This is a genomic window from Paraburkholderia metrosideri, from assembly GCF_904848625.1.
Lineage (GTDB): Bacteria > Pseudomonadota > Gammaproteobacteria > Burkholderiales > Burkholderiaceae > Paraburkholderia > Paraburkholderia metrosideri.
On the sequence record NZ_CAJHCP010000009.1, the window covers coordinates 276,743 to 295,315 of the forward strand.

13 protein-coding genes are annotated in these 18,573 nt (G+C 60.6%); 5 read left to right on the top strand and 8 right to left on the bottom strand.

Annotated features, from left to right (window positions below; translation table 11 throughout):
- The first annotated feature begins 3 nt into the window (after positions 1-3).
- Positions 4-1,737 (top strand): D-lactate dehydrogenase, encoded by a 1,734-nt coding sequence (gene dld / locus LMG28727_RS21740; RefSeq protein WP_201644361.1) that lies wholly within the window; start codon positions 4-6, stop codon positions 1,735-1,737.
- A 117-nt stretch (positions 1,738-1,854) separates the two neighbouring features.
- Here dld and LMG28727_RS21745 read toward each other — a convergent pair whose 3' ends face one another.
- From LMG28727_RS21745 to LMG28727_RS21765, 5 genes are all read right to left on the bottom strand, one after another.
- Positions 1,855-3,114 carry a multidrug effflux MFS transporter gene (locus tag LMG28727_RS21745; RefSeq protein WP_201644362.1) on the bottom strand — a complete coding sequence of 420 codons (1,260 nt, stop codon included), beginning with the start codon at positions 3,112-3,114 and terminating at the stop codon, positions 1,855-1,857.
- 561 nt (positions 3,115-3,675) lie between these two features.
- A complete protein-coding gene (locus LMG28727_RS21750) occupies positions 3,676-4,869 on the bottom strand; it encodes a porin (protein WP_201644363.1) in 1,194 nt (397 codons plus the stop codon).
- A 657-nt stretch (positions 4,870-5,526) separates the two neighbouring features.
- A complete protein-coding gene (locus LMG28727_RS21755; protein ID WP_201644364.1) occupies positions 5,527-6,978 on the bottom strand; it encodes an MEDS domain-containing protein in 1,452 nt (483 codons plus the stop codon).
- Between the two features lie 392 nt (positions 6,979-7,370).
- Complete coding sequence (locus LMG28727_RS21760; protein ID WP_201644365.1) at positions 7,371-7,700, bottom strand: response regulator; 330 nt, start codon at positions 7,698-7,700, stop codon at positions 7,371-7,373.
- Positions 7,701-8,474: an AraC family transcriptional regulator gene (locus tag LMG28727_RS21765; RefSeq protein WP_201644366.1), complete on the bottom strand. Its 774-nt coding sequence runs from the start codon at positions 8,472-8,474 to the stop codon at positions 7,701-7,703.
- Positions 8,475-8,567: 93 nt separating this feature from the next.
- On the opposite strand from LMG28727_RS21765, the gene LMG28727_RS21770 reads away from it, so the two are divergent.
- The 4 genes from LMG28727_RS21770 to LMG28727_RS21785 all read left to right on the top strand — a co-directional run bounded on the left by LMG28727_RS21770 (position 8,568) and on the right by LMG28727_RS21785 (position 13,273).
- Positions 8,568-10,043, top strand: a complete 1,476-nt coding sequence (locus tag LMG28727_RS21770) for an efflux transporter outer membrane subunit (RefSeq protein ID WP_201644367.1) — start codon at positions 8,568-8,570, stop codon at positions 10,041-10,043.
- Between the two features lie 56 nt (positions 10,044-10,099).
- Positions 10,100-11,224, top strand: coding sequence for an HlyD family secretion protein (locus LMG28727_RS21775; RefSeq protein WP_201644368.1), 1,125 nt, complete (start codon positions 10,100-10,102; stop codon positions 11,222-11,224).
- Positions 11,221-12,801: a DHA2 family efflux MFS transporter permease subunit gene (locus tag LMG28727_RS21780; protein WP_201644369.1), complete on the top strand. Its 1,581-nt coding sequence runs from the start codon at positions 11,221-11,223 to the stop codon at positions 12,799-12,801. Before LMG28727_RS21775 ends, LMG28727_RS21780 begins: the two co-directional genes overlap by 4 nt.
- 100 nt (positions 12,802-12,901) lie before the next feature.
- Positions 12,902-13,273: a hypothetical protein gene (locus LMG28727_RS21785; RefSeq protein ID WP_201644370.1), complete on the top strand. Its 372-nt coding sequence runs from the start codon at positions 12,902-12,904 to the stop codon at positions 13,271-13,273.
- Positions 13,274-13,404: 131 nt separating this feature from the next.
- Here the strand turns inward: LMG28727_RS21785 and LMG28727_RS21790 are convergent, their stop codons facing one another.
- From LMG28727_RS21790 to LMG28727_RS21800, 3 genes are all read right to left on the bottom strand, one after another.
- Entirely contained in the window at positions 13,405-14,859 is a 1,455-nt protein-coding gene (locus tag LMG28727_RS21790) for a cytochrome-c peroxidase (RefSeq protein ID WP_201644371.1), read from the bottom strand.
- Positions 14,860-15,042: 183 nt separating this feature from the next.
- Positions 15,043-16,770, bottom strand: coding sequence for a phospholipase C (locus LMG28727_RS21795; RefSeq protein ID WP_201644372.1), 1,728 nt, complete (start codon positions 16,768-16,770; stop codon positions 15,043-15,045).
- A gap of 433 nt (positions 16,771-17,203) precedes the next feature.
- Positions 17,204-18,454: an acyltransferase family protein gene (locus LMG28727_RS21800; RefSeq protein ID WP_236592226.1), complete on the bottom strand. Its 1,251-nt coding sequence runs from the start codon at positions 18,452-18,454 to the stop codon at positions 17,204-17,206.
- Between the last annotated feature and the right edge of the window lie 119 nt (positions 18,455-18,573).

Consider the following 18,573-nt stretch of genomic DNA (forward strand, 5'->3'; position numbering starts at 1 on the left):
ATCATGTCCGATACCGCCCATTTCCCCGCCCCGCTTGCGGGCGCAAGTCAATCCTTGATTGCGTCACTGAGCGCGATTGTCGGTGCACGCAATGTGTTCACCAGCGACGCGCAAACTCGCCGCTACCGTACCGGCTATCGGTTCGGCACGGGCCGGGTGCTCGCCGTCGTGCGGCCCGGCACGCTGGTCGAGCAATGGCAGGCACTTGCTGCGTGCGTGGCGGCGCGCACGATCGTCATTACCCAGGCGTCGAACACCGGCCTGACCGGCGGCTCGACGCCCGATGGCAACGACTACGATCGAGACATCGTGATTGTCAGCACGACGCGCATCCGGCGCGTTCATCTGATCGGCGGCGGACGTCAGGTGGTGTGTGTCGGCGGCGCCACGCTCGATCAACTCGAACGCACGCTGAAGCCGCTTGGACGCGAACCGCATTCGGTGATCGGGTCATCGTGCATTGGCGCGTCGGTGCTGGGCGGCATCAGCAACAATTCGGGCGGCTCGCTCGTGCATCGCGGTCCGGCCTATACAGAAATGGCGTTGTTCGCCGCGGTCGATGCTTGCGGCACGCTCAGGCTCGTCAATCATCTGGGCGTGGAACTCGGCAGCACGCCGGAAGAAATTCTGTCACGCGTCGAAGCCGGGTCGTTCAGTGACACGGACATTCACGCTGGCGCAGCGGCGTCGGATCGCGAGTATGCAACCCATGTCCGCGATATCGATGCGGCTACGCCCGCGCGCTACAACGCCGATCCGCGACGCCTGTACGAGGCCTCGGGTTGCGCTGGCAAGCTGATGGTGTTCGCGGTCCGCCTCGATACTTTCGCGGCAGAGCAGGGTGCAAAGGTGTTCTACATCGGCACGAACGATACCAGCGTGCTAACTGAGATCCGTCGCCATGCGCTCGCGAATTTCACGCATCTGCCGATTGCCGGCGAGTATATGCACCGCGATGCATTCGACGTTGCGAAGAAATATGGCAAGGACCTGTTCGTCATCATCGACAAGTTCGGTACTAGTCGTTTGCCGTTGTTTTTCAATCTGAAAACGCGCTGTGACGTAGCGTTCGAGCGTCTCGGCTTCATGCCCAAACACCTGACCGATCGCGTGTTGCAATGGTTCAGCGAGCGTCTGCCGGATCATCTGCCGCAACGTCTGACGACATACCGCGAACAGTACGAACATCATCTGATGCTGAAAGTCCCGGCAGCGGGCATCGACGAAGCGCGCGCGTTTTTGTCGGGGCGCTTCGCGCAATCAGGCGGCGCGTATTTCGAATGCAGCGACGAAGAAGGCCGCAAGGCTTTCCTGCATCGTTTCGCGGCGGCGAGCGCCGCGGTGCGATATCGCGCCGTGCATCATCGCGAGGTCGAAGATATCGTTGCACTCGATATTGCTCTGCGACGCAACGAGCGCGACTGGTTCGAACAATTGCCGCAAAAGATCGAACGCCCGATCATGTTGAAGCTGTATTACGGGCACTTCCTGTGCCACGTTTTTCACCAGGACTATATCGTCGCGAAGGGCAACGACTGCGTTGCGCTAGAGCATGAAATGCTCGAACTGCTCGACGTGCGCGGCGCGGAATATCCCGCCGAGCACAACGTGGGGCACTTATATCAAGCAAAGCCTCAACTCGCCGCGTTCTATCAGGAACTCGATCCGTGCAATTGCTTCAATCCCGGCATTGGCGGGACGTCGAAGTTTGCTGCGTATCGCGATGTAGATGCGTGATCGGTGATGCGCCGCAAGCATCGCTGGTGTAAGCGCTATGCGCATCCGTCGTTGAGATGTGTATTGAGCGCAGAGTCGTTCATCATTAGCGTGCTCTGATCGGCGAAAACCGCCAGATCACGCCGTCTCGCCACCTGCGTTCACGACCACGGCGGGCTGAAGTTGCGCGAGATGTCGCAGCAGTTTCGTGACCATCATGACGACAGTGAGCGCGAGCAACACGAAAAACACGGCCAGCGGTGTCAGTTCCTGCACCGATACGAAGCCGGCCAGTCCCATCATCGCCGACGACACGAGTAGCAGCGCGCATCCGAGAATCGCGCTTGTGAGGCCCGCGATGTGCGGAAACAACGAATTACCCTTGGCCATCAAGGTGGGATACATCGCGCCGGCGCAGAAGCCCATCACGAGCACGGGTGTGGCGAGTGTCCATACCCGCAGTCCGACTGTCAGCGCGAGCACCAGCATCGCAATCGATGCCCCCGCCATCAGACGCGCGCCGAAACGCAGTCGTTGCTCTGCGCTTGGCAGTCGCGGGCCGTGCATACGATTCGACAGGCCGCCCAGGAAATACATCATCCCGATGCCGAGTGCGAGATAACCGAAGAAGGTGGGCGGCTTGTGCAGCGTGTTCTGCACCATGAACGGTCCAACGATGTTGAACACGAGCAGGATGCTGTAGCAAAGCCCTTGAGCGAGGAAGCAGCTCTGGAATACCGGGCTCGATAACACCTTGCCTCCGTTGGCCATCAGCGTACGCGGCGCGAGGTGCACCGGTCGCGGCAGCGTTTCGCGATAACGCCACAGCAGTCCCCACATCACCAGCGAATAGACCAGCAGGAACACGAGGCAGGCTTGCCAGCCAAACCAGATTTGCAAGTGCGCGCCGATCACGGGTGCGACGATCGGCGCGAGACCCCACGCAATCGACATGTAAGTGAACGCATGCACGAGTGCCTGTCCGGCGAACGAATCGGTGATGATCGCTTTCGCGAGAAGATTGGTGGTCGCGATACCGAATCCTTGCAGACAGCGGGCAAGGATGAACGTTTCCAGATTGGTCGCGGCCAGCGACAGGAGACAGCCGATCGTATAGATCACGAGCCCGAAAGCCAGCACGGGCTTACGGCCGTACGCGTCGGCGACCGGCCCGAAGATGAGTTGGCCGAGTGCATAGGCCACCATGTACCCGGACACGCTCGACTGGATAGCCTGCGGCGATGTCGCGAAGAAGCGCGCCATTGCCGGCAGCGCGGGCACGTAGATGTCGATGGCGAGTTGCCCGGCGGAAGCGAACAGACAGATCAGAAGCAGCAGGAAGCGCGGCGAGTTCGGGGCGCGCGCGGGAGTGGCAGGGTCGGCGATGTTGTTGTTCATGACAGCATTGAAAAAGCAGATTTCCGGTGATGCGATAGCAGTCGATCCGACTGGCGAGCGTGGCGTATCCTGGCCGTTAGCGCGCGGATCGACGCGATTACCGGAGAGAACGCGAGGTTTGACCGTCGATGGCATTCCGGAGTCGAGCCGGAAGACGCGCAGTCAGCAAGAAAAAGGGGGATGACGTCTACCCAACCGCTGGCGCCGTTACCCGCGCAGCGAAGAGTGGCTAGCCGCTATTGTAGCGGACAGCACTTTCTGGCAGCGCGACTGCTTTTTTTGAAGGAGCGTTTTGAAGGGGGCGTTCGCGACGCAAACTCGCGCGCAACGAAAACTGCGGGAAGGGAACGGAAGGGAAGAGCTTGAGCCGGCCAACGTCGTGCGCCTGCCCCGCGGTGACGGCAGACCTACGCACCGCTCGCTGTGGCTATCGACCACTCATTGGGCCTGATGATCGCGTTGGCACTTTTACCGGGTGACCGGTCGCGGAAGAGCGTGCCCGCAGAAGAACGTGCATGGCGGCATGACACTGCGCCGCCACGCACTCACTTACTTACACAATTAGAACTTGACGATGATGCCTGCGCCGACAGCCACCATGCTGCGCGACGACGACGGCGAGCCGTTCTGACCGTCACCAATAGCAGCCGTTGCGTTGATGATGGTCTTGCCATCCGAACCAAGCGTCTTGCCGCCCGCGCGCTGATAGGCTTCCAGTGCATAGAGGCCCGTGCGTTTGGACAGGCTGTAGTACTGCGACAGGTTGAACTGGTTGTAGCTCGCGGCGCTCGTAATGCCGTTCGACTGCGTTGCGCGCGTGTAGCTATAGCCCGCTCCCAGATCCAGCGCTGTGATCGGCTTCCAGTGCAGCACGACACCACCCGTGTTCCAGATCGCCGTGCCCTGGAAGAACGAGTTGACGCCCGGGGCGTATTGCACGTTCGAATAGGCGAACGAGACATCCCACTGCGAGTTGAATGCGTAGCCGCCGTTGACTGCAACGCGCTGCTGTTTCGCTGCCGACGAGAAGCCGTTGTTGACACCCGAGATACCCGGTTGCGCGCCGTTGTTCGACAACGCAGAGTTCCACGTCGCGCCGCCGTTAGCCGCGTTATCGACACGCTGGATACCTGCCGCGACGCCGAACGGACCATACAGGTACTGGGCTGCCGCACTCCAGGTTTGACCCGCAGCGAAGCTGCCCGGGTTGCCGCCCAGCGAGTACGAGCCGCTGACCGTCAGGCCATGAATACTCGGCGACGCGTACACCAGCGAGTTATTCGCGCGATAGATCGTGTCCATCGAATCGATATCGCCCGGGTGCGCGCCGTATGCGCCCGTCAGCCAATTGGTCGGGCTGTACGCGGACAGCATCGAGTAGTACGCCGTGTACTGACGGCCCATCGTGAACGTACCGAAGTTGGCATTCGTCAGACCAACATACGCGAGGCGGCTGAACATCAGACCCGTGACGCTCTCAGCACCGCTTGCACTGTTGAAACCCTCTTCCAACTGGAAAATGGCCTTCGTGCCGCCGCCCAGATCTTCGGCGCCCTTCAGGCCGAAACGGCTGCCCGCCCAGATGCCGTTGATCATCCTGACCTGCGAAGCGCCACCTGCGTTCGACCCGAGTTTTGCCGCGCTGCTTTGATAGCCGATACCCGTATCGACGATACCGTACAACGTCACGCTGCTTTGTGCGTGCGCGCCCAGGGCGACCAACCCCAGAGCTGAACCGATGAGTGCCTTTTTCATATGTGCTCCTCTTTAAAAAATTATTCTGCATTTCTAACGCTAGTGATGCTCGCCGCCCGGCCCGTGGATAGGCAGGGTCGATGAGCATGCGGGTGCAAAGACCCGCAAAGGGGAGCACCAGCGAGCTAGCCATTCGAACCGCTCTGGAACGAGTCCGAAGTGTCGTTCAAACGCAATATGGCGTCTTTGGGGGTTTGTACTTATTTGTACCATCTAGTTAGTTCGATTAATCGGGGCGGGTGTTGCATCGGGCCCCATCAGGACGAAGCCCGCATTGCCGCTGGGCTTGGGCCGCATATGGGTGTCGGGACGAGAAGTGGGTCGGGCCACGCGGTTTGATCGCAGTGTTGGCCGCTATTAGCCGGCCCGAGGGGGCACAGGTTATCCAGAGAAATAACCTGAGATTGATGGTTTTTTACGACATCGACAGCAATCGCTCGAATCGTCGTAGTTATGCAGATAGTGCTGCGGTTCGCGTAGAAAACGTTTGTGCAGACCTGCATTTGCCGCACTCGCGCTCGACCGCCCGTGGACGCGCAGGCGGGCTGATGGCCGGCGGGACAAGTGAGCGCCTGACGCGCAATGAGCGACTACGCGTTGACGTACGCGTCGCATCCAGCATCAAGAGCGGGCTATCAGCCAGATGGAGACGTGTTGTCAGACAGAAGCAGAGGGGATCGTTCCGGCAGCATCCACCTGGTACTGCATCGGCACAGTGCCCGAGGCTGAGCCTGCCAGCGGCAAGCGCACGACGAATTTTGAACCGCGACCCGGTCCGTCAGAAAAAGCCTCGGCCGTTCCTCCCTGGCTCGCGACAATCTCCTTGACCACCGACAAGCCCAGTCCAAGGCCGCTCACATTCGTATCGCTGCCTGTATGCCCCCGGGCGTAGGGCCTGAAGATTTTCACCAGGTCTTCTGAAGCGATGCCGATGCCGTGGTCCGATACGCTGATGTAGCAGTAACGTCCGGCTCGGGACGCCACTACCTGGATCGCATCCGCAGGCGCGGAATACTTCAGCGCATTGCTCATCAGGTTGACGAAGACCTGAGCCAGTTTGTCGAACTCGCCCTGGACTCTCAACGGACTGTCGCCCGGCATCAGTTCGATTGGCACATGATCGGGAAGGCCGGCTTCGGCAACCTGAACACAGTGAGCCAGCAGATCGCCGACATCCACGCCGGAACCCAGAGCAGGACCTCTGGCGGGCAACGAGGACGACGAAACCGCCAGCGTGAGTTCACGGGCGGTAGCGGAAGGAGGTGTGGCGGGCGCCATCAACTGCTGGGCCAACTCGCCCAACAAGCTCGCCTGGCGCGAAAGCAGCAACGCGTAACGCGTCAGCTGTTCGTCGTGGCCGTACTGGGTGTTGAGCAAGCGGGCGAGGAGCCCAATCGGCGTGATCGCATTGCGTATCTCATGGCCGATCATCGGGCCGGTCAACACTTCTTTTGCGTCATCGCGAAGCGTGCCGTTCATGGCCGCATGTTGCGTCTGAGGCCCGGATTGACAACCGGTCGGTGCACGTGAGCGCCAGGACTCTCCGGCAAGCGGCGCCTGAACCGTTGCGTCGTGCAGGCGCTCGATCTCACGAGCCTGCGCAGAGCGGAGCCGATGCATGCAGTAAGTACATAAACCGATGATCGGGCGCCCGGCCAGCTTCTGCTGCAAGCTGGCTTCATAGTCGATCAGGGCTGCCCAGTTGGTTGTCTCGTTGCAGATCGCGTCGCCGGCCACCCGCAGGCCCTCGAAGCCTCGCCCAAGCGCGTCGTTGATCGCCGCCGACCAGATGCTGACCGTGGCGCCGCCGTCGAAACCTGTATTGGCAGGCGCGTAGAACTCTGCCGCATCGAGAATGCGCAGTTGCCCTGCGTCAATGAAACTGGCGAGAGCGGGGTCCTCCCGTACCAGCATGTAACGGGCTTTGTCGGGGCCCAGCAACGCGGGAGCGACCCATACACACATCTCGCCGTTCTCGAGTCCGGCACGCAGGAATTCTGCGGTGACGCTCAGCAATTCACTGCGCGATTCGTAGAAATGACACAGATGGGCGCCCCACTTGATGGGCCCCAATGCGGAAAATCCGCTTTGTCGGGTACCGGTGATCATGTTTCCCCCTGAGTCCGTGGGTCGTGAATACGATCGCGCGAAGTCGACGCAATGGTTTGCGTGCTCATGTATGTAATCGGTACCTTGCACAGCTTTTTATCGGTCCACGAAGATCGGCAGTCGGAGTGCGGCTCTTTCGTCCGATATTTGGGATGCGGCAGATTTTAAAATTACGCGACCGGGTGAGCAGAAAAAATAGATGTTTTCCCGAGCATGTTTTAAACAGCGAAGGTCGTATTCCTTCGCCGTTCAGGCGGGCCGGCGTGTTTAACCGGGCCGGGCGTCTCCGGCGCTGGGCGCAGACTATGCCACGCGTAATCGTTGCATTCGGTGCGGTAGCGTACATCGGCGCCTATAAAGTGGCGCCAATGTGCGGCTGGGTTCCAGCAACGCTATGAGCCTGCCTGATTGTCATTCATTGCGTTAACCAGTTCTTGCAACGCCACGGGCTTCACGAAATGACGTTCGAACCCGGCAGCCAACGAACGCTTCAGATTGTCGGCCTGACCGTAGCCAGTCAGAGCGAAAAGACGAAGCCCTGCATGTTGCGGTTGCTCACGAAGGGCGACGGCCAGTTCATAGCCGTCCATGCCGGGCAGGCCGATGTCGAGCACCGCGACAGCAGGCGCAAACTGTGCCGCAACGTCCAGCGCAGCCGTCGTCCGCACCCGGCATGTCTGAATGAGGAAGTGATGGCATCCGGCCTCACTCAGCGCGCTCATTCACGCGTTGCGGAAGTATTCGCTTGGCGGCACACCGAGCGTCTTGCGGAACATCGCCGCGAACGCACTTGGGCTGTCGTAACCGTGTTCCAGAGCAACCTCAAGTATTGAAGCACCCGCAACAAGCCGCGGCAGACTGAGCAGCAAACGCGTGTGCCGGCACCATGCGCCCTGGGTCATGCCGGTCTCGCGTCTGAAGGTGCGAGCGAGCGTGCGCTCATTCATATGGGCTTCGCGTGCCCAACCCGCGAGCGTGACCGGCACTGACGGATGGTTGATCAACTGCGTGCAGAGCCTGACGAGTGCGGCGTGACGCGGCATTGGCACGTGCAGCGACAGAGTGGGGGCGATTTCAATCTCGTCGAGAATCAGCGCCATGATGCGGCGCGCGCGTGCGCCGCTGGCCGCGTGCTCGTCGATGTCCGCTGCGGTCACGATCAGCTCGCGCAGCAGTGTGCTCACCAGGATGACGCGGCACGCGTCGGGTAATCCCTTTCTTGCGCCCGGTTTGACGAACACGGTGCGAATACGCACGTCGCCGGTCGTTTCGATCGCGTGCTGGGTGTCTCCCGGCACCCACACCGCGCGGCCCGTGGGAACGACCCAACTGCCGCTATCGGTGCGGACGATCATCACGCCGGAAATCGCGTAAATCAATTGACCTTGTCGGTGTGCGTGCGACGGAAAAGCGGTTCGTCCCGGCGGATCGGTGGCGATAACCGCAACCGGATGAATCTGCTGCGTGGGGGCGTAGTTCCGCGACGGATTGTCCATTTTGCGACGATGAATGTTGATTCTGCGAGAGAAAAACTCCAGTCGCGAGCTTAGCATTGCCGCTGTCTTTTCATCTCAGCTACGTGGCAATCGATGACGAATTTCGGCTGGTGGCGTGTTTCTCAGGCGGCTTTGTGCCGCTATTCCCCCGTGTTGCGGATCGTGCGTTCCGGTGCGCTCGCGAGCACGATCGCGGGCTGCACGCTCGGCACGCCGTACCACGAACCCGCTGTGCCGGAGGCCGCAGTGCGCCCGTTCGTCTCGAGCGCTGCGGCGCCCGTTTCTTCCGGGCCGGCTGTCGACCCATGGTGGCAGTTGTATCGCGATCCCACGCTCGATGGACTCGTGCGGGAGGCCCTCATCAACAATCGCGATCTCGCGGTCGCGGCGGCGCATCTTCAGCGCGCGCAAGCCGTGTTGAACGAGGCGGGTGCCGCGCGTCTGCCCGACACGGCGGTTGAGCTGGGCGGCAACTACGGCAAACAGAGCACGGATCAGATCGTCGCGGTGGCGACTCATCAGAGCGCGGCGACGCGCTGGGCCTATGCGCCTTCGCTCGCCGTGTCGTGGGAGGTGGATTTGTGGGGCCGTGTGCGTCAGCTGGTTGCGTCCGCGCAGGCCGACGCCGAGGCGATGCAGGCCGCTCGCGACGCATTGCGCGTTGCTATCGCCGCCGACACGACTGACGCCTACGCTCACGCATGCAGCTACGGCCAGCAGATCGACGTGGCGCAGCGCTCGCTGGCTATCGCCGAGCGCGTCGCGCAGTTGACCACGATTCAGCGCTCGCAAGGTCTCGTTTCCGAACTGGAAGTTGTGCGAGCAGAGGCTTTTGTCAGTGACACCCGGGCCACGTTGCCCGACTTGCAAGGCAAGCGCCGCGCAGCGCTGTATGAACTGGCCATGCTGACTGGCCGAACTCCCGCCGATATTCCCGCCGCCGCAGCGCAATGCCGCGCCGTGCCGGTGATCGCCACGCCGTTTCCCGTCGGCGACGGTGCAGCGCTTCTCAAGCGCCGTCCCGACCTGCGTGAGGCCGAGCGGCGTCTTGCGGCGGCCAGTGCGCGCGTCGGTGTGGCGACCGCGGAACTGTATCCGTCGGTGGTGCTCGGCGGTTCGGTGAACTGGCTCTCGACGAGTGGCAGTCTTGCATCGCTTGGCAATGAATACGCGGTCGCGTGGGGCATTGGACCGCTGATCAGCTGGCATTTTCCGAATCTGGCTGTGAGCCGCGCGAAGCTTGCGCAAGCGCGTGCCGACAGCGCCGCCGAACTGGCTTCGTTCGACAGTCGTGTACTGACTGCCTTGAAGGAAACCGAACAGGCGCTCACGTTGTACGGCGCCGAATGGGATCGTCATCGCGCGTTGCAGCAGGCTCGCGAACAGCATGCGCGTGCGTTCGAGTTAGCCGAGTTGAACTACAAGGCCGGTGCGCTCGACTTCCTCGACGTGCTCGATGCGGAACGCGGTCTCGTCACGACCGATGCTCAACTCGCTGCGTCGACCGACATCCTTGCGTCGGACCAGGTCGCCGTTTTCAAGGCATTGGGCGGCGGATGGCAGCGTTGAAAAAATCAGCGATGCGCTTGCGCTCACGCGTTATTTCTTGATTGAGGGTTCCACTTATGAGTACCACTGTCGCGCCCGAAAAGCGCACGATTCCGGGAAGAAAACATCTGATCGCGGCGGCCGTTGTGGTCGTCGCCGTGACGGCCGCCGTGGCGGGCGTTCGCTGGTGGACAGTCGGACGCTTCATCGAAAGCACCGACGACGCGTACGTGCGCGCCGATGTCGTGACGATGAGTTCGCACGTGCCGGGCTATGTCAGCGAAGTTGCCGTGCAGGACGACCAGCCGGTTCGGGCCGGCGACGTGCTCATACGGATTGACGACCGCGATTATCAGGCGAAGGTGGATCATGCCGAAGCAACGGTGAGTGCCGCGCTCGCGGCCATTCATGAGCAGGAAGCCGGTGCCGCGAGTCTGGATGCGCAAGTGGCGCAGCAGAGCAGCCTCATCGCACAGGCGCAGGCGGACGTCGCGGCTGCGAGGGCGGATGCCGTGCGCCGCGATGCCGATGCGGGCCGTTATCGCGAGTTATATGCGCAGCAGGCGTCCAGCGGTCAACGGCTTGAATTGGCGCGGGCCGACCAACAGAAAGCGGCCGCGGTGCTGGCGAAGGCGAGCGCCGCCGTGCAAAGTCAGCGGGATCAGCAGGACGTACTGCGCAGGCGTCGGGAGCAGAGCCTCGCGGGCATCGAAAGGGCGAACGCGCAGTTGAGCGAAGCGCGCTCGGCGCTTGCGCTGGCTCAACTCGATCTGCAGCACACGGTGATTCGCGCGACCCGCGACGGTGTGATCGGTCAACGCACGGTGCGGCCGGGCCAGTATGTCGAGACCGGTATGCCATTGCTGGCGGTGGTGCCACTGAATGACGTGTACGTGGTGGCCAACTTCAAGGAAACCCAACTGGGCGACATGCATACGGGTCAACCGGTGCAGATCGACATCGACACGTATTCAGGGCACACGTTGCGCGGAAAGGTCACGAGCATCGCGCCAGGGTCCGGCGCGGAGTTCGCGTTATTGCCACCTGACAACGCCACGGGAAACTTTACGAAGGTCGTTCAACGGATTCCCGTCAGGATACGATTCGACGCGTCACGCGAGGATGCTCGCCGGTTGCGTGCGGGTATGTCGGTCGTCGTGAGAGTCGACACGCGCAATGCGGATGGCGGGCAGCCGTCATGACAACGACCAGGCTCGCCGCAGCCGATAGCGCAAACGTCTCGCTGCGGACGTGGATTGCCGTGCTCGGCGGTGTATTCGGCTGCTTTATGGCCGGCATGAACGTGCACGTGACAAACGCGTCGCTGCCCGACATTCGCGGCTCTCTGGGCGCCAGTTTTGAAGAAGGCTCATGGATAACCACCGCCTATCTGGTCGCGGAAATCATCGTCATTCCGCTGACCGGGTGGCTCGTGCAGGTATTCACGATTCGCCGCGTACTACTGACTGGCGCAAGCGGGTTCCTGGTGTTTTCGCTCGTCTGTTCAGTCGCGCCCAACATCGACACGATGATCATTGCCCGCGCATTGCAGGGCGCATTTGGCGGTGTGCTGATTCCGTTGTCGTTCCAGTTGATCGTCACCGAATTGCCGGTCGCGCGGCATCCGCTCGGCATGGCGCTCTTTGCGATCGCCAATAACGTGGCGCAGGCAGCCGGCCCGTCGATGGGCGGCTATCTCACCGACATGTATTCGTGGCGCTGGATCTTCTATTTGCAGATTCCGCCGACGCTCGTCCTGCTCGGTGCCATCAGCTGGTCGATCAAGCCCATGCCGATGCACCTCGCGAAGCTGCGCAACGCCGACTGGCCCGGCATATTGACCATGGCAATCGGCCTGAGCGCGTTGCAGATCGCGCTGGAAGAGGGCGGCCGGCAGGACTGGTTCTCGTCCCCGTTCATCGTCAACATGCTGATCGTCGCGGTACTCGGTCTTGCCGTGTTCGCCACCATCCAGTTGCGTCGCCGGGAGCCATTCATCAATTTGCGACTGCTCGGCCGCTACAACTTCGGCATTGCAAGCCTCATGCAGTTTCTGTTCGGCGCGGTCGTATTCGGTGTCGTGTTTCTCGTGCCGAACTATTTTGCGGAATTGCAGGGCTACAGTGCGCGTGACATTGGCCTCGCGATGATTCCGTACGGACTCGTCCAGTTCGCGATGTCATTTCTGACGCCGCCATTGATGCGCCGGACCAGCGCACGTACCGCGATCATTCTCGGCTTCGCGCTGGTTGCCGCCGGCTGTCTGATGAACATTCATCTGGACCGGTACGCAGCGTCTAACGTGATCGTCCCTTCGCTCATCGTGCGCGGCATCGGTCAGTCGCTGGTGGTGATCGCGTTGTCCGTGATGGCCGTCGATGGTCTCGAAAAGAGTCAGCTTGGATCGGCTTCGGGATTATTTACTATGGTGCGCAATGTCGGCGGCGCGATCGGCATTGCGGTTGCCAGTCAGATCGTGGTCGAACGCGAGAAATTACATGCATTGCGTCTCGGCGAGTCGATCACGCCGTTCTCATCTGCATTCCAGGAGCGCGTGGTCTATCTCGCGAGATTGCTCGCGGGCAACCATGCGCCGCGTGCCGATGTATTGCCGAAAGGCGAGCTGAGCGGGGCACGCGAGCTTGCGTTTGGCATCATCAACCAGACCGTCGGCCGGGAAGCGTTGTTGATGGCTTATAGCGACACGTTTTTAATCGCCGGTATCGCGATGGGCGCCTGTACTTTAGGCGCATTCATTCTGCGAAGCCGGCGTCATTGACGACTCGCCGAATTGCCAGCGTGAATTTGAAGTGACAGCGCTGCAATCGTCATAAAGGCGGCACACAATAGCGCACCTTATCCTTTTGAATCGACATCAGATGAACAAATCTTTGGCCGCCGCAGCACTCTTCACCCTTTGCTCCGTTGCGCACGCAAGTTCGGCCCCCGATACGAACAACGGCTTTCTCACCGGCAAACTCTTTCAGGGTGGAAGTCAGTCGCTGCGTACCGCCTATGTGATCGGCGTGCTCGACGGCTTCTCCTATGCGCCTGTGTTCGGCGCGCCGGACGCGAAAGTCGCGAAGCTGCAGCGCTGCATCGGAACGATGCATATCGATGCACGGCAGGTGGGCACCATCGTCGATCAATACCTCGTTGCGCACCCCGAGTGGCTGAATGAAAAGATGCAGCCGGTCGTCCTGCGCGCAATGCAGCAGGTTTGCGCGACCAACGGGGCCGCGATCGACTGAAGGTTGGCCAGAGTGATTGCCCCTCGCGAGAGGGGCGTGCGTCTCAACGTTTCGTTCTATTCTTTCGCGCCGCGGTTTCAGCCAGATCGGCGCGCGACGAGCGCATAGCGCGCTCGTCTTTCATTCCGCTCTTACTTGCGATCGCTGTCGTAGCCATCATTGAGCGTCTTCACAAACGCAATGATGTCGTTGATATCGTCGTCGGTCATCGCGGGCTTGTCGCCCAGCTTGCGATCGAACGGCGCATCTGCAACGTCGATATTCGCGTGGTATTTCGCAGGCAGATCGTCATAGGCCAGAACCTTGCCCGACGCGTCATGCGGGTAAATTTTCTCCGGGCTCGTGTTGCGCAGGTTATAGAAATCCATCACGTGTTTTAGGTCGTGATACACGCCGTTGTGGAAGAACACACCGCGGTTGGCCGAGTTACGCAGCGTCGGCGTCAGGAACATGCCGCAATATTGCGTATCTTTCGTCATATCGGTACGGAAAGGCCCACACACGCCCATGTCGTAGAACTTCGGATCCTTGTTCTGCGGAAGTTCGTGATTGCGTGGGACACCCAGCGCCTCGTACTGCGTGTCCGTGAATAACGGCGGCAGACCGTCGGACGTCGGTTGGCTCAAATGGCAACCTGCACAATTCGCCTTGTTCTGATCGTTGAACAGGCGCAGGCCGTGCAATTCGGCCTGGCTAAGACGGGCCCGCCCTTCGAGCCACGCGTCGTACTTACTCGTGAACGGATGAAACGCCTGATCTTCGAACTGGTACCGGCCAATCGCGAACATCGCTTCCGACACCAGCAGATTCGGGTCGTTGACGACGCGTGCACCGAAGAGCTGCTTCATCGTATCGACGTACTTCGAATGCATGAGCTTGTCGGCGACCGCGGCCACGTTCGGGTTGGCCATTTCAACCGGGTTCGTCATCGGGCCGAGCGCCTGATCCTGAAGCGTGCTCGCACGGCCATCCCAGAAGAAGCCGCCTTGCGGCACCATCGCCGGGGCGGCAGGCGCAACGCCGGCGTTTTTCTGCGCGCGTTGCACACCTTGTGCCGCGGATGCCAGTACATCGAGGTTAACCGGCGCCGCGTCGGTTTCGCCCTGATCGGGACCGATACTGAACGGAGCCTGGCGATACAGATAAGCAAGCGAGGGCACCGGCCGATAGCCAGCGTCCGTCATATGAGGGCCGCCCAGTTGCACCGACAGATCGTTGGGAGGGCCGAATGCGTGTGAGGCGCTATGGCACGATGCGCACGACTGTTTGCCCGACGCCGACAGCGACGGGTCATTGAACATGTCCCTGCCGAGCACAGCGGCCGCGCTGAGCGGCGCGACCGGGGGACGCAGCAGCGTGACCGGATGAGCATTGGCGCCCGTCAGATCTTCAACCTTGTCGCCGATCGCCGTCGGCATGCGCTCAGGGTAGATCAGCGCGTAGCCAGCTACGACGGCGCATGCCAGCACGATGCCCAGCAGTGTCCACAAAATCCGGTGGCGCAGCGTGGGCCTGGCAGCGTCGGGAGACGGGTCGCTTCCGGTGGGGAGTTGCGAAGGCAAGGTGGCATTCGAAGGAAGGTTCATGGCGATAGCTGGAGCAAATCTGAACTACATATAAGCAAGTCGAGCCACCGTACCGGCTGGCTCGACGCGTTGACTAACTGTCTTTTATCAATTGACCGTTCACCGAACGTCATGCCGCAGGATTGAACAGCAGCTCTCCTGCGGCATGACAGACGGACGAACCGAACACGTCACTCCACCTGCTTAGTCCGTCGTTGCCGGAGCGGACGACAGCTTGGCACCCGTGTTCGTGTCGACATACACCGCCGGCGTTGCGCCGCCATTCGTGAAGTCGAACAGCGCGTTCAGGCTGCCCGTCGCCGCGTCGTGCGAGCCGCCACCCAGGCGCGTGCCGCCCAGCCAGTTGTCTTCGATGAACTTGACAACCGAAGCCTGTGTGATCAGCGTGTGGTCGATGTAGTTGCTACGTGCATACGGCGAGATCACGACGAGCGGAACACGCGTGCCCGGACCGCAACGGCCGTTCACGTTAGCGCCCGACACGCCCACGCCTTGCGTCGCACCCGTTGCGTTACACGTACCGACGCCGTTCAACTGGTCGGCGGTCGGGTCGAACGACGAGGTCGTCGGCGTCGAGTAAGCATGGTCGTACCAACCGTCCGAATCGTCGTACGTCAGGACGATGGCGGTGTTCTTCCAGTCCGGCTGTTGCTCGAGGAAGTTGACGACCTTCGTATAGAACGCCTGCTCGTCGAGCGGATCCGAATTGCCCGGGTGGCCATCGCCAACTGCCGGTGCCTTCAGATAGCTGACCGACGGGAAGTTGCCTGCCTTGACTGCTGCGAAGAAGTCGTCGGTGTCGTACTGGTGGTGAACCGGCGTGGCCGTCGAATCGAGCGGATCGGTCTGGCCGATCAGCGCGGTCGAGGTCGGGCGCGTATGGGCCAGGTTGGCCGTCGTCGCGTAGTACTGGAACCAGTTGTGGTGCGGTACGTAGTCCGCCTTCGTTGCACCGAGAACCGACGAATACGTGCTGCGGGCACATGCCGTCGTGCCGTTCGCGTTCGTGGTGGCCAGGTTGAAGCCGCCCATGAAGCCGCCCCACGAGATGTTCTTCGCGTTGAGCAGGTCGCCGATGTTCTTGTTGGCCGAGGACATCACCACGTTGTCGGAGGCGGACGTCGACGAACACTTGTCGCCGGTCGGGTCGGAGTCGCCGTTCATCGTGAAGCCGCCGGTGCCGTCGGCGATCACGTTGTCGCCTTGCGCTGCGCCGTTCGCGGGAACCGCGCCGTTCGTCTGGCCCGAGATGACTTCGATTGCACCCGGGGTCGACGGACCGTACGTATCCGTGTACATGTTGTCGCTTATCGCAAAGTTCTGAGCGTAGTTCCAGAGCGCCTGAACCGTATTGCCGTCGTAGTAACCCATCACGAGACCCGGCGTACCGAAGGTCGTACCGGAACTCGCACCATTGTTACCCGTGTACTTCGGGAACAGGTCGGCTGCGCCATTGTCGTAAGCGAGCTGTTCGTTGCGGTAGTCGTGCGACTGGCCGTTCGTGTTGGCCTGGCTGCGGTCGAGTCGGAACGGGTTGATGCCGCTGCCTGCTGCAAACGCGTTGTTCGCCGTGTTCAGGAAGTTCGGGTTGCTCGTCAGCAGCGACTTCTGATTCAGGTTGTTGATCTGGGTCGGCGTATTGGCTGCTGCCGTGAATGCAGGTTCACCAACCGGGTTCTGTGCGTTCGGGTAGGTGCCGAAGTAGTGATCGAAGGAACGGTTCTCCCCGAAGATCACGACCAGGTGCTTGATCGGCGTAGCGGTGGTCAGCGCGTCCTGCGCGGACACGGTCACGGCGGGCGCAGAGGCGCCCGCGGTCGATGCAGGCGAGGAATCGTTGCTGTGACCGCATGCGCTCAGCACAAATAGTGCTGCGGCAAACGGGATGGGCAATAGGGTTCGGCGAAACATTAGGGGGCTCCACATTCGCTGTCCAGCCCTTCCGTCGATAGGCGCGGAGGGTCTGGAGGATTGTTGTTAGAAACGCGACGGCCAAACTACTGGATGAAGCTGGCGCATTGGACCATTAATGAGTGAAAGTTTTCGGGCAACATTCTGACTGTCGCCTTTCATTCGTACCTACGTAATGCTTTAAATGACATTACGTTTAGGCGCGCGACGCATGGCGACGCGAAAGTGCGTGGGCACTTTTGCGTCGGGTCGAGGCGATTGAGAACCGGCATCCGGTGCGGCGCAATGCTCGCGCTGTGAGGATGGGTTCGAAAGAAATGGCGCTATGTTTCGATGCCGACTGAGGGGTGTCGGCGATGCTCGCTGGCTTCAGGCGTAGGCGCTCAGCGCGATATCAGCTGCTTCGCATCTGATCAACAACTTCACAGGGTTCTTACTGCGCCTCCGACACCGGAGGCGCATGCATCTCTGCCGCGCGACTAAATCGCTCTCTTCGACGAGTCAGTGCGCGTCGCAACGCGCTTCTCAGCGGCGCGACAATTCTTTCCTGAAACAGGGCGGATGCGACGAGCACGATGATCAGGTAAATCGGATAGGCCGACAGATGCAACGGCACCCGGCTAGACGCCGCCGTGCACACGTGAAACCGGTGAGCGCAGGACACAAGCGGATACGGAATGCCAAGGGCGCGCTGGACTTTCGAAAAGGCCACAAAGAGTGGGATTTGCAGAGCGAAGATGGGCAGAGCCGCGTTGCCGAGTCGCCGGGACCAGGCCGCGGCACGCGGTGAAGTCTGCTGGTGCAAACTGGCCGCCACGAATATGACCGCAACCTGCGCTGGCAATATCGCGCCATTGTGAAGAAGTACTTGCCACGAACGCGGGCCTCTTAGGAAAAGAAAAGCCGCAGCAACGAAAAACGTCACTAGCGCCGCTATGATGATTTTCCGGTGACGTGTGACGATCTCGGTGATCGGCTGTACGTGTGCCGCGAAAATGCCGTAGGCGATGATGCCTGCCATAAATTCCGGCAGTCGTACCAGCGGATTGGTGTGCAGTATCCCCATCATCAATACGCCATACCAGCCTTGCGTAACGGCGAGCGTCGCAGGGAGAAGACCGACGATCCACATAGCAGCGAGCATCGTCCATTTGCGGCGTACCGCGAGCAGTCGGGGCGCGACGATGGGGAATAACAGATAGAAAAAAAGCAGCGTCGACAATGCCCATGAAGGATCATTGAACGACAGGTAAAACGGATTCCATGCCTGAAGCAAAAAGATGTGCAGGATCGAGTTAACCGTGACTTCGACGGTACTCATGGTGTGCGGTATCGGCAGTGCAGAATCGAGATTGCTCAATGTCACGTCGAAGGGCCGTGAGTTCACGGCCATTAAGGCAACCATCATCAAGAACGAAATGATATGGATGGGGTAGATATTGGTCAGTCGATTAACAATAAAGCGTGGCATTGCCACTTTCCTGCTACCGTCCGGCTTTGCTTCAACTGACACGTGCGAGAGAATGAAGCCGGATAAGATAAAGAAAATACTTGTCGCGCCGCCTCCAAACCTGAAAACGTCAACCAGGTGGAGTGCCTGCGCCGCCGGGTAATAAGCCAGCGTGTGATAGAAGACCAGGTAGCAGGCCAGCAAGAAGCGCAGGACGTCCAGACCTGGAAGCATTTTCTTCAATTTGTTTCCCCGATACTTGCAGATAAATTAACGAAATCGCAAATTAGCTTTCATTTTCAAAGGCTTTTATCGTGAATTGAAAGATATTTTGAGCTATTTGATGACCGTAA

What these genes read in the sequence shown, in the direction of transcription:
- LMG28727_RS21800 (WP_236592226.1), bottom strand. Translation starts at nt 18,454, where the DNA reads ATGCTTCCAGGTCTGGACGTCCTGCGCTTCTTGCTGGCCTGCTACCTG.
- LMG28727_RS21755 (WP_201644364.1), bottom strand. Translation starts at nt 6,978, where the DNA reads ATGATCACCGGTACCCGACAAAGCGGATTTTCCGCATTGGGGCCCATC.
- LMG28727_RS21775 (WP_201644368.1), top strand. Translation starts at nt 10,100, where the DNA reads ATGAGTACCACTGTCGCGCCCGAAAAGCGCACGATTCCGGGAAGAAAA.
- LMG28727_RS21770 (WP_201644367.1), top strand. Translation starts at nt 8,568, where the DNA reads ATGACGAATTTCGGCTGGTGGCGTGTTTCTCAGGCGGCTTTGTGCCGC.
- LMG28727_RS21780 (WP_201644369.1), top strand. Translation starts at nt 11,221, where the DNA reads ATGACAACGACCAGGCTCGCCGCAGCCGATAGCGCAAACGTCTCGCTG.
- LMG28727_RS21745 (WP_201644362.1), bottom strand. Translation starts at nt 3,114, where the DNA reads ATGAACAACAACATCGCCGACCCTGCCACTCCCGCGCGCGCCCCGAAC.
- LMG28727_RS21760 (WP_201644365.1), bottom strand. Translation starts at nt 7,700, where the DNA reads ATGAGCGCGCTGAGTGAGGCCGGATGCCATCACTTCCTCATTCAGACA.
- dld (WP_201644361.1), top strand. Translation starts at nt 4, where the DNA reads ATGTCCGATACCGCCCATTTCCCCGCCCCGCTTGCGGGCGCAAGTCAA.
- LMG28727_RS21785 (WP_201644370.1), top strand. Translation starts at nt 12,902, where the DNA reads ATGAACAAATCTTTGGCCGCCGCAGCACTCTTCACCCTTTGCTCCGTT.
- LMG28727_RS21750 (WP_201644363.1), bottom strand. Translation starts at nt 4,869, where the DNA reads ATGAAAAAGGCACTCATCGGTTCAGCTCTGGGGTTGGTCGCCCTGGGC.
- LMG28727_RS21790 (WP_201644371.1), bottom strand. Translation starts at nt 14,859, where the DNA reads ATGAACCTTCCTTCGAATGCCACCTTGCCTTCGCAACTCCCCACCGGA.
- LMG28727_RS21765 (WP_201644366.1), bottom strand. Translation starts at nt 8,474, where the DNA reads ATGGACAATCCGTCGCGGAACTACGCCCCCACGCAGCAGATTCATCCG.
- LMG28727_RS21795 (WP_201644372.1), bottom strand. Translation starts at nt 16,770, where the DNA reads ATGTTTCGCCGAACCCTATTGCCCATCCCGTTTGCCGCAGCACTATTT.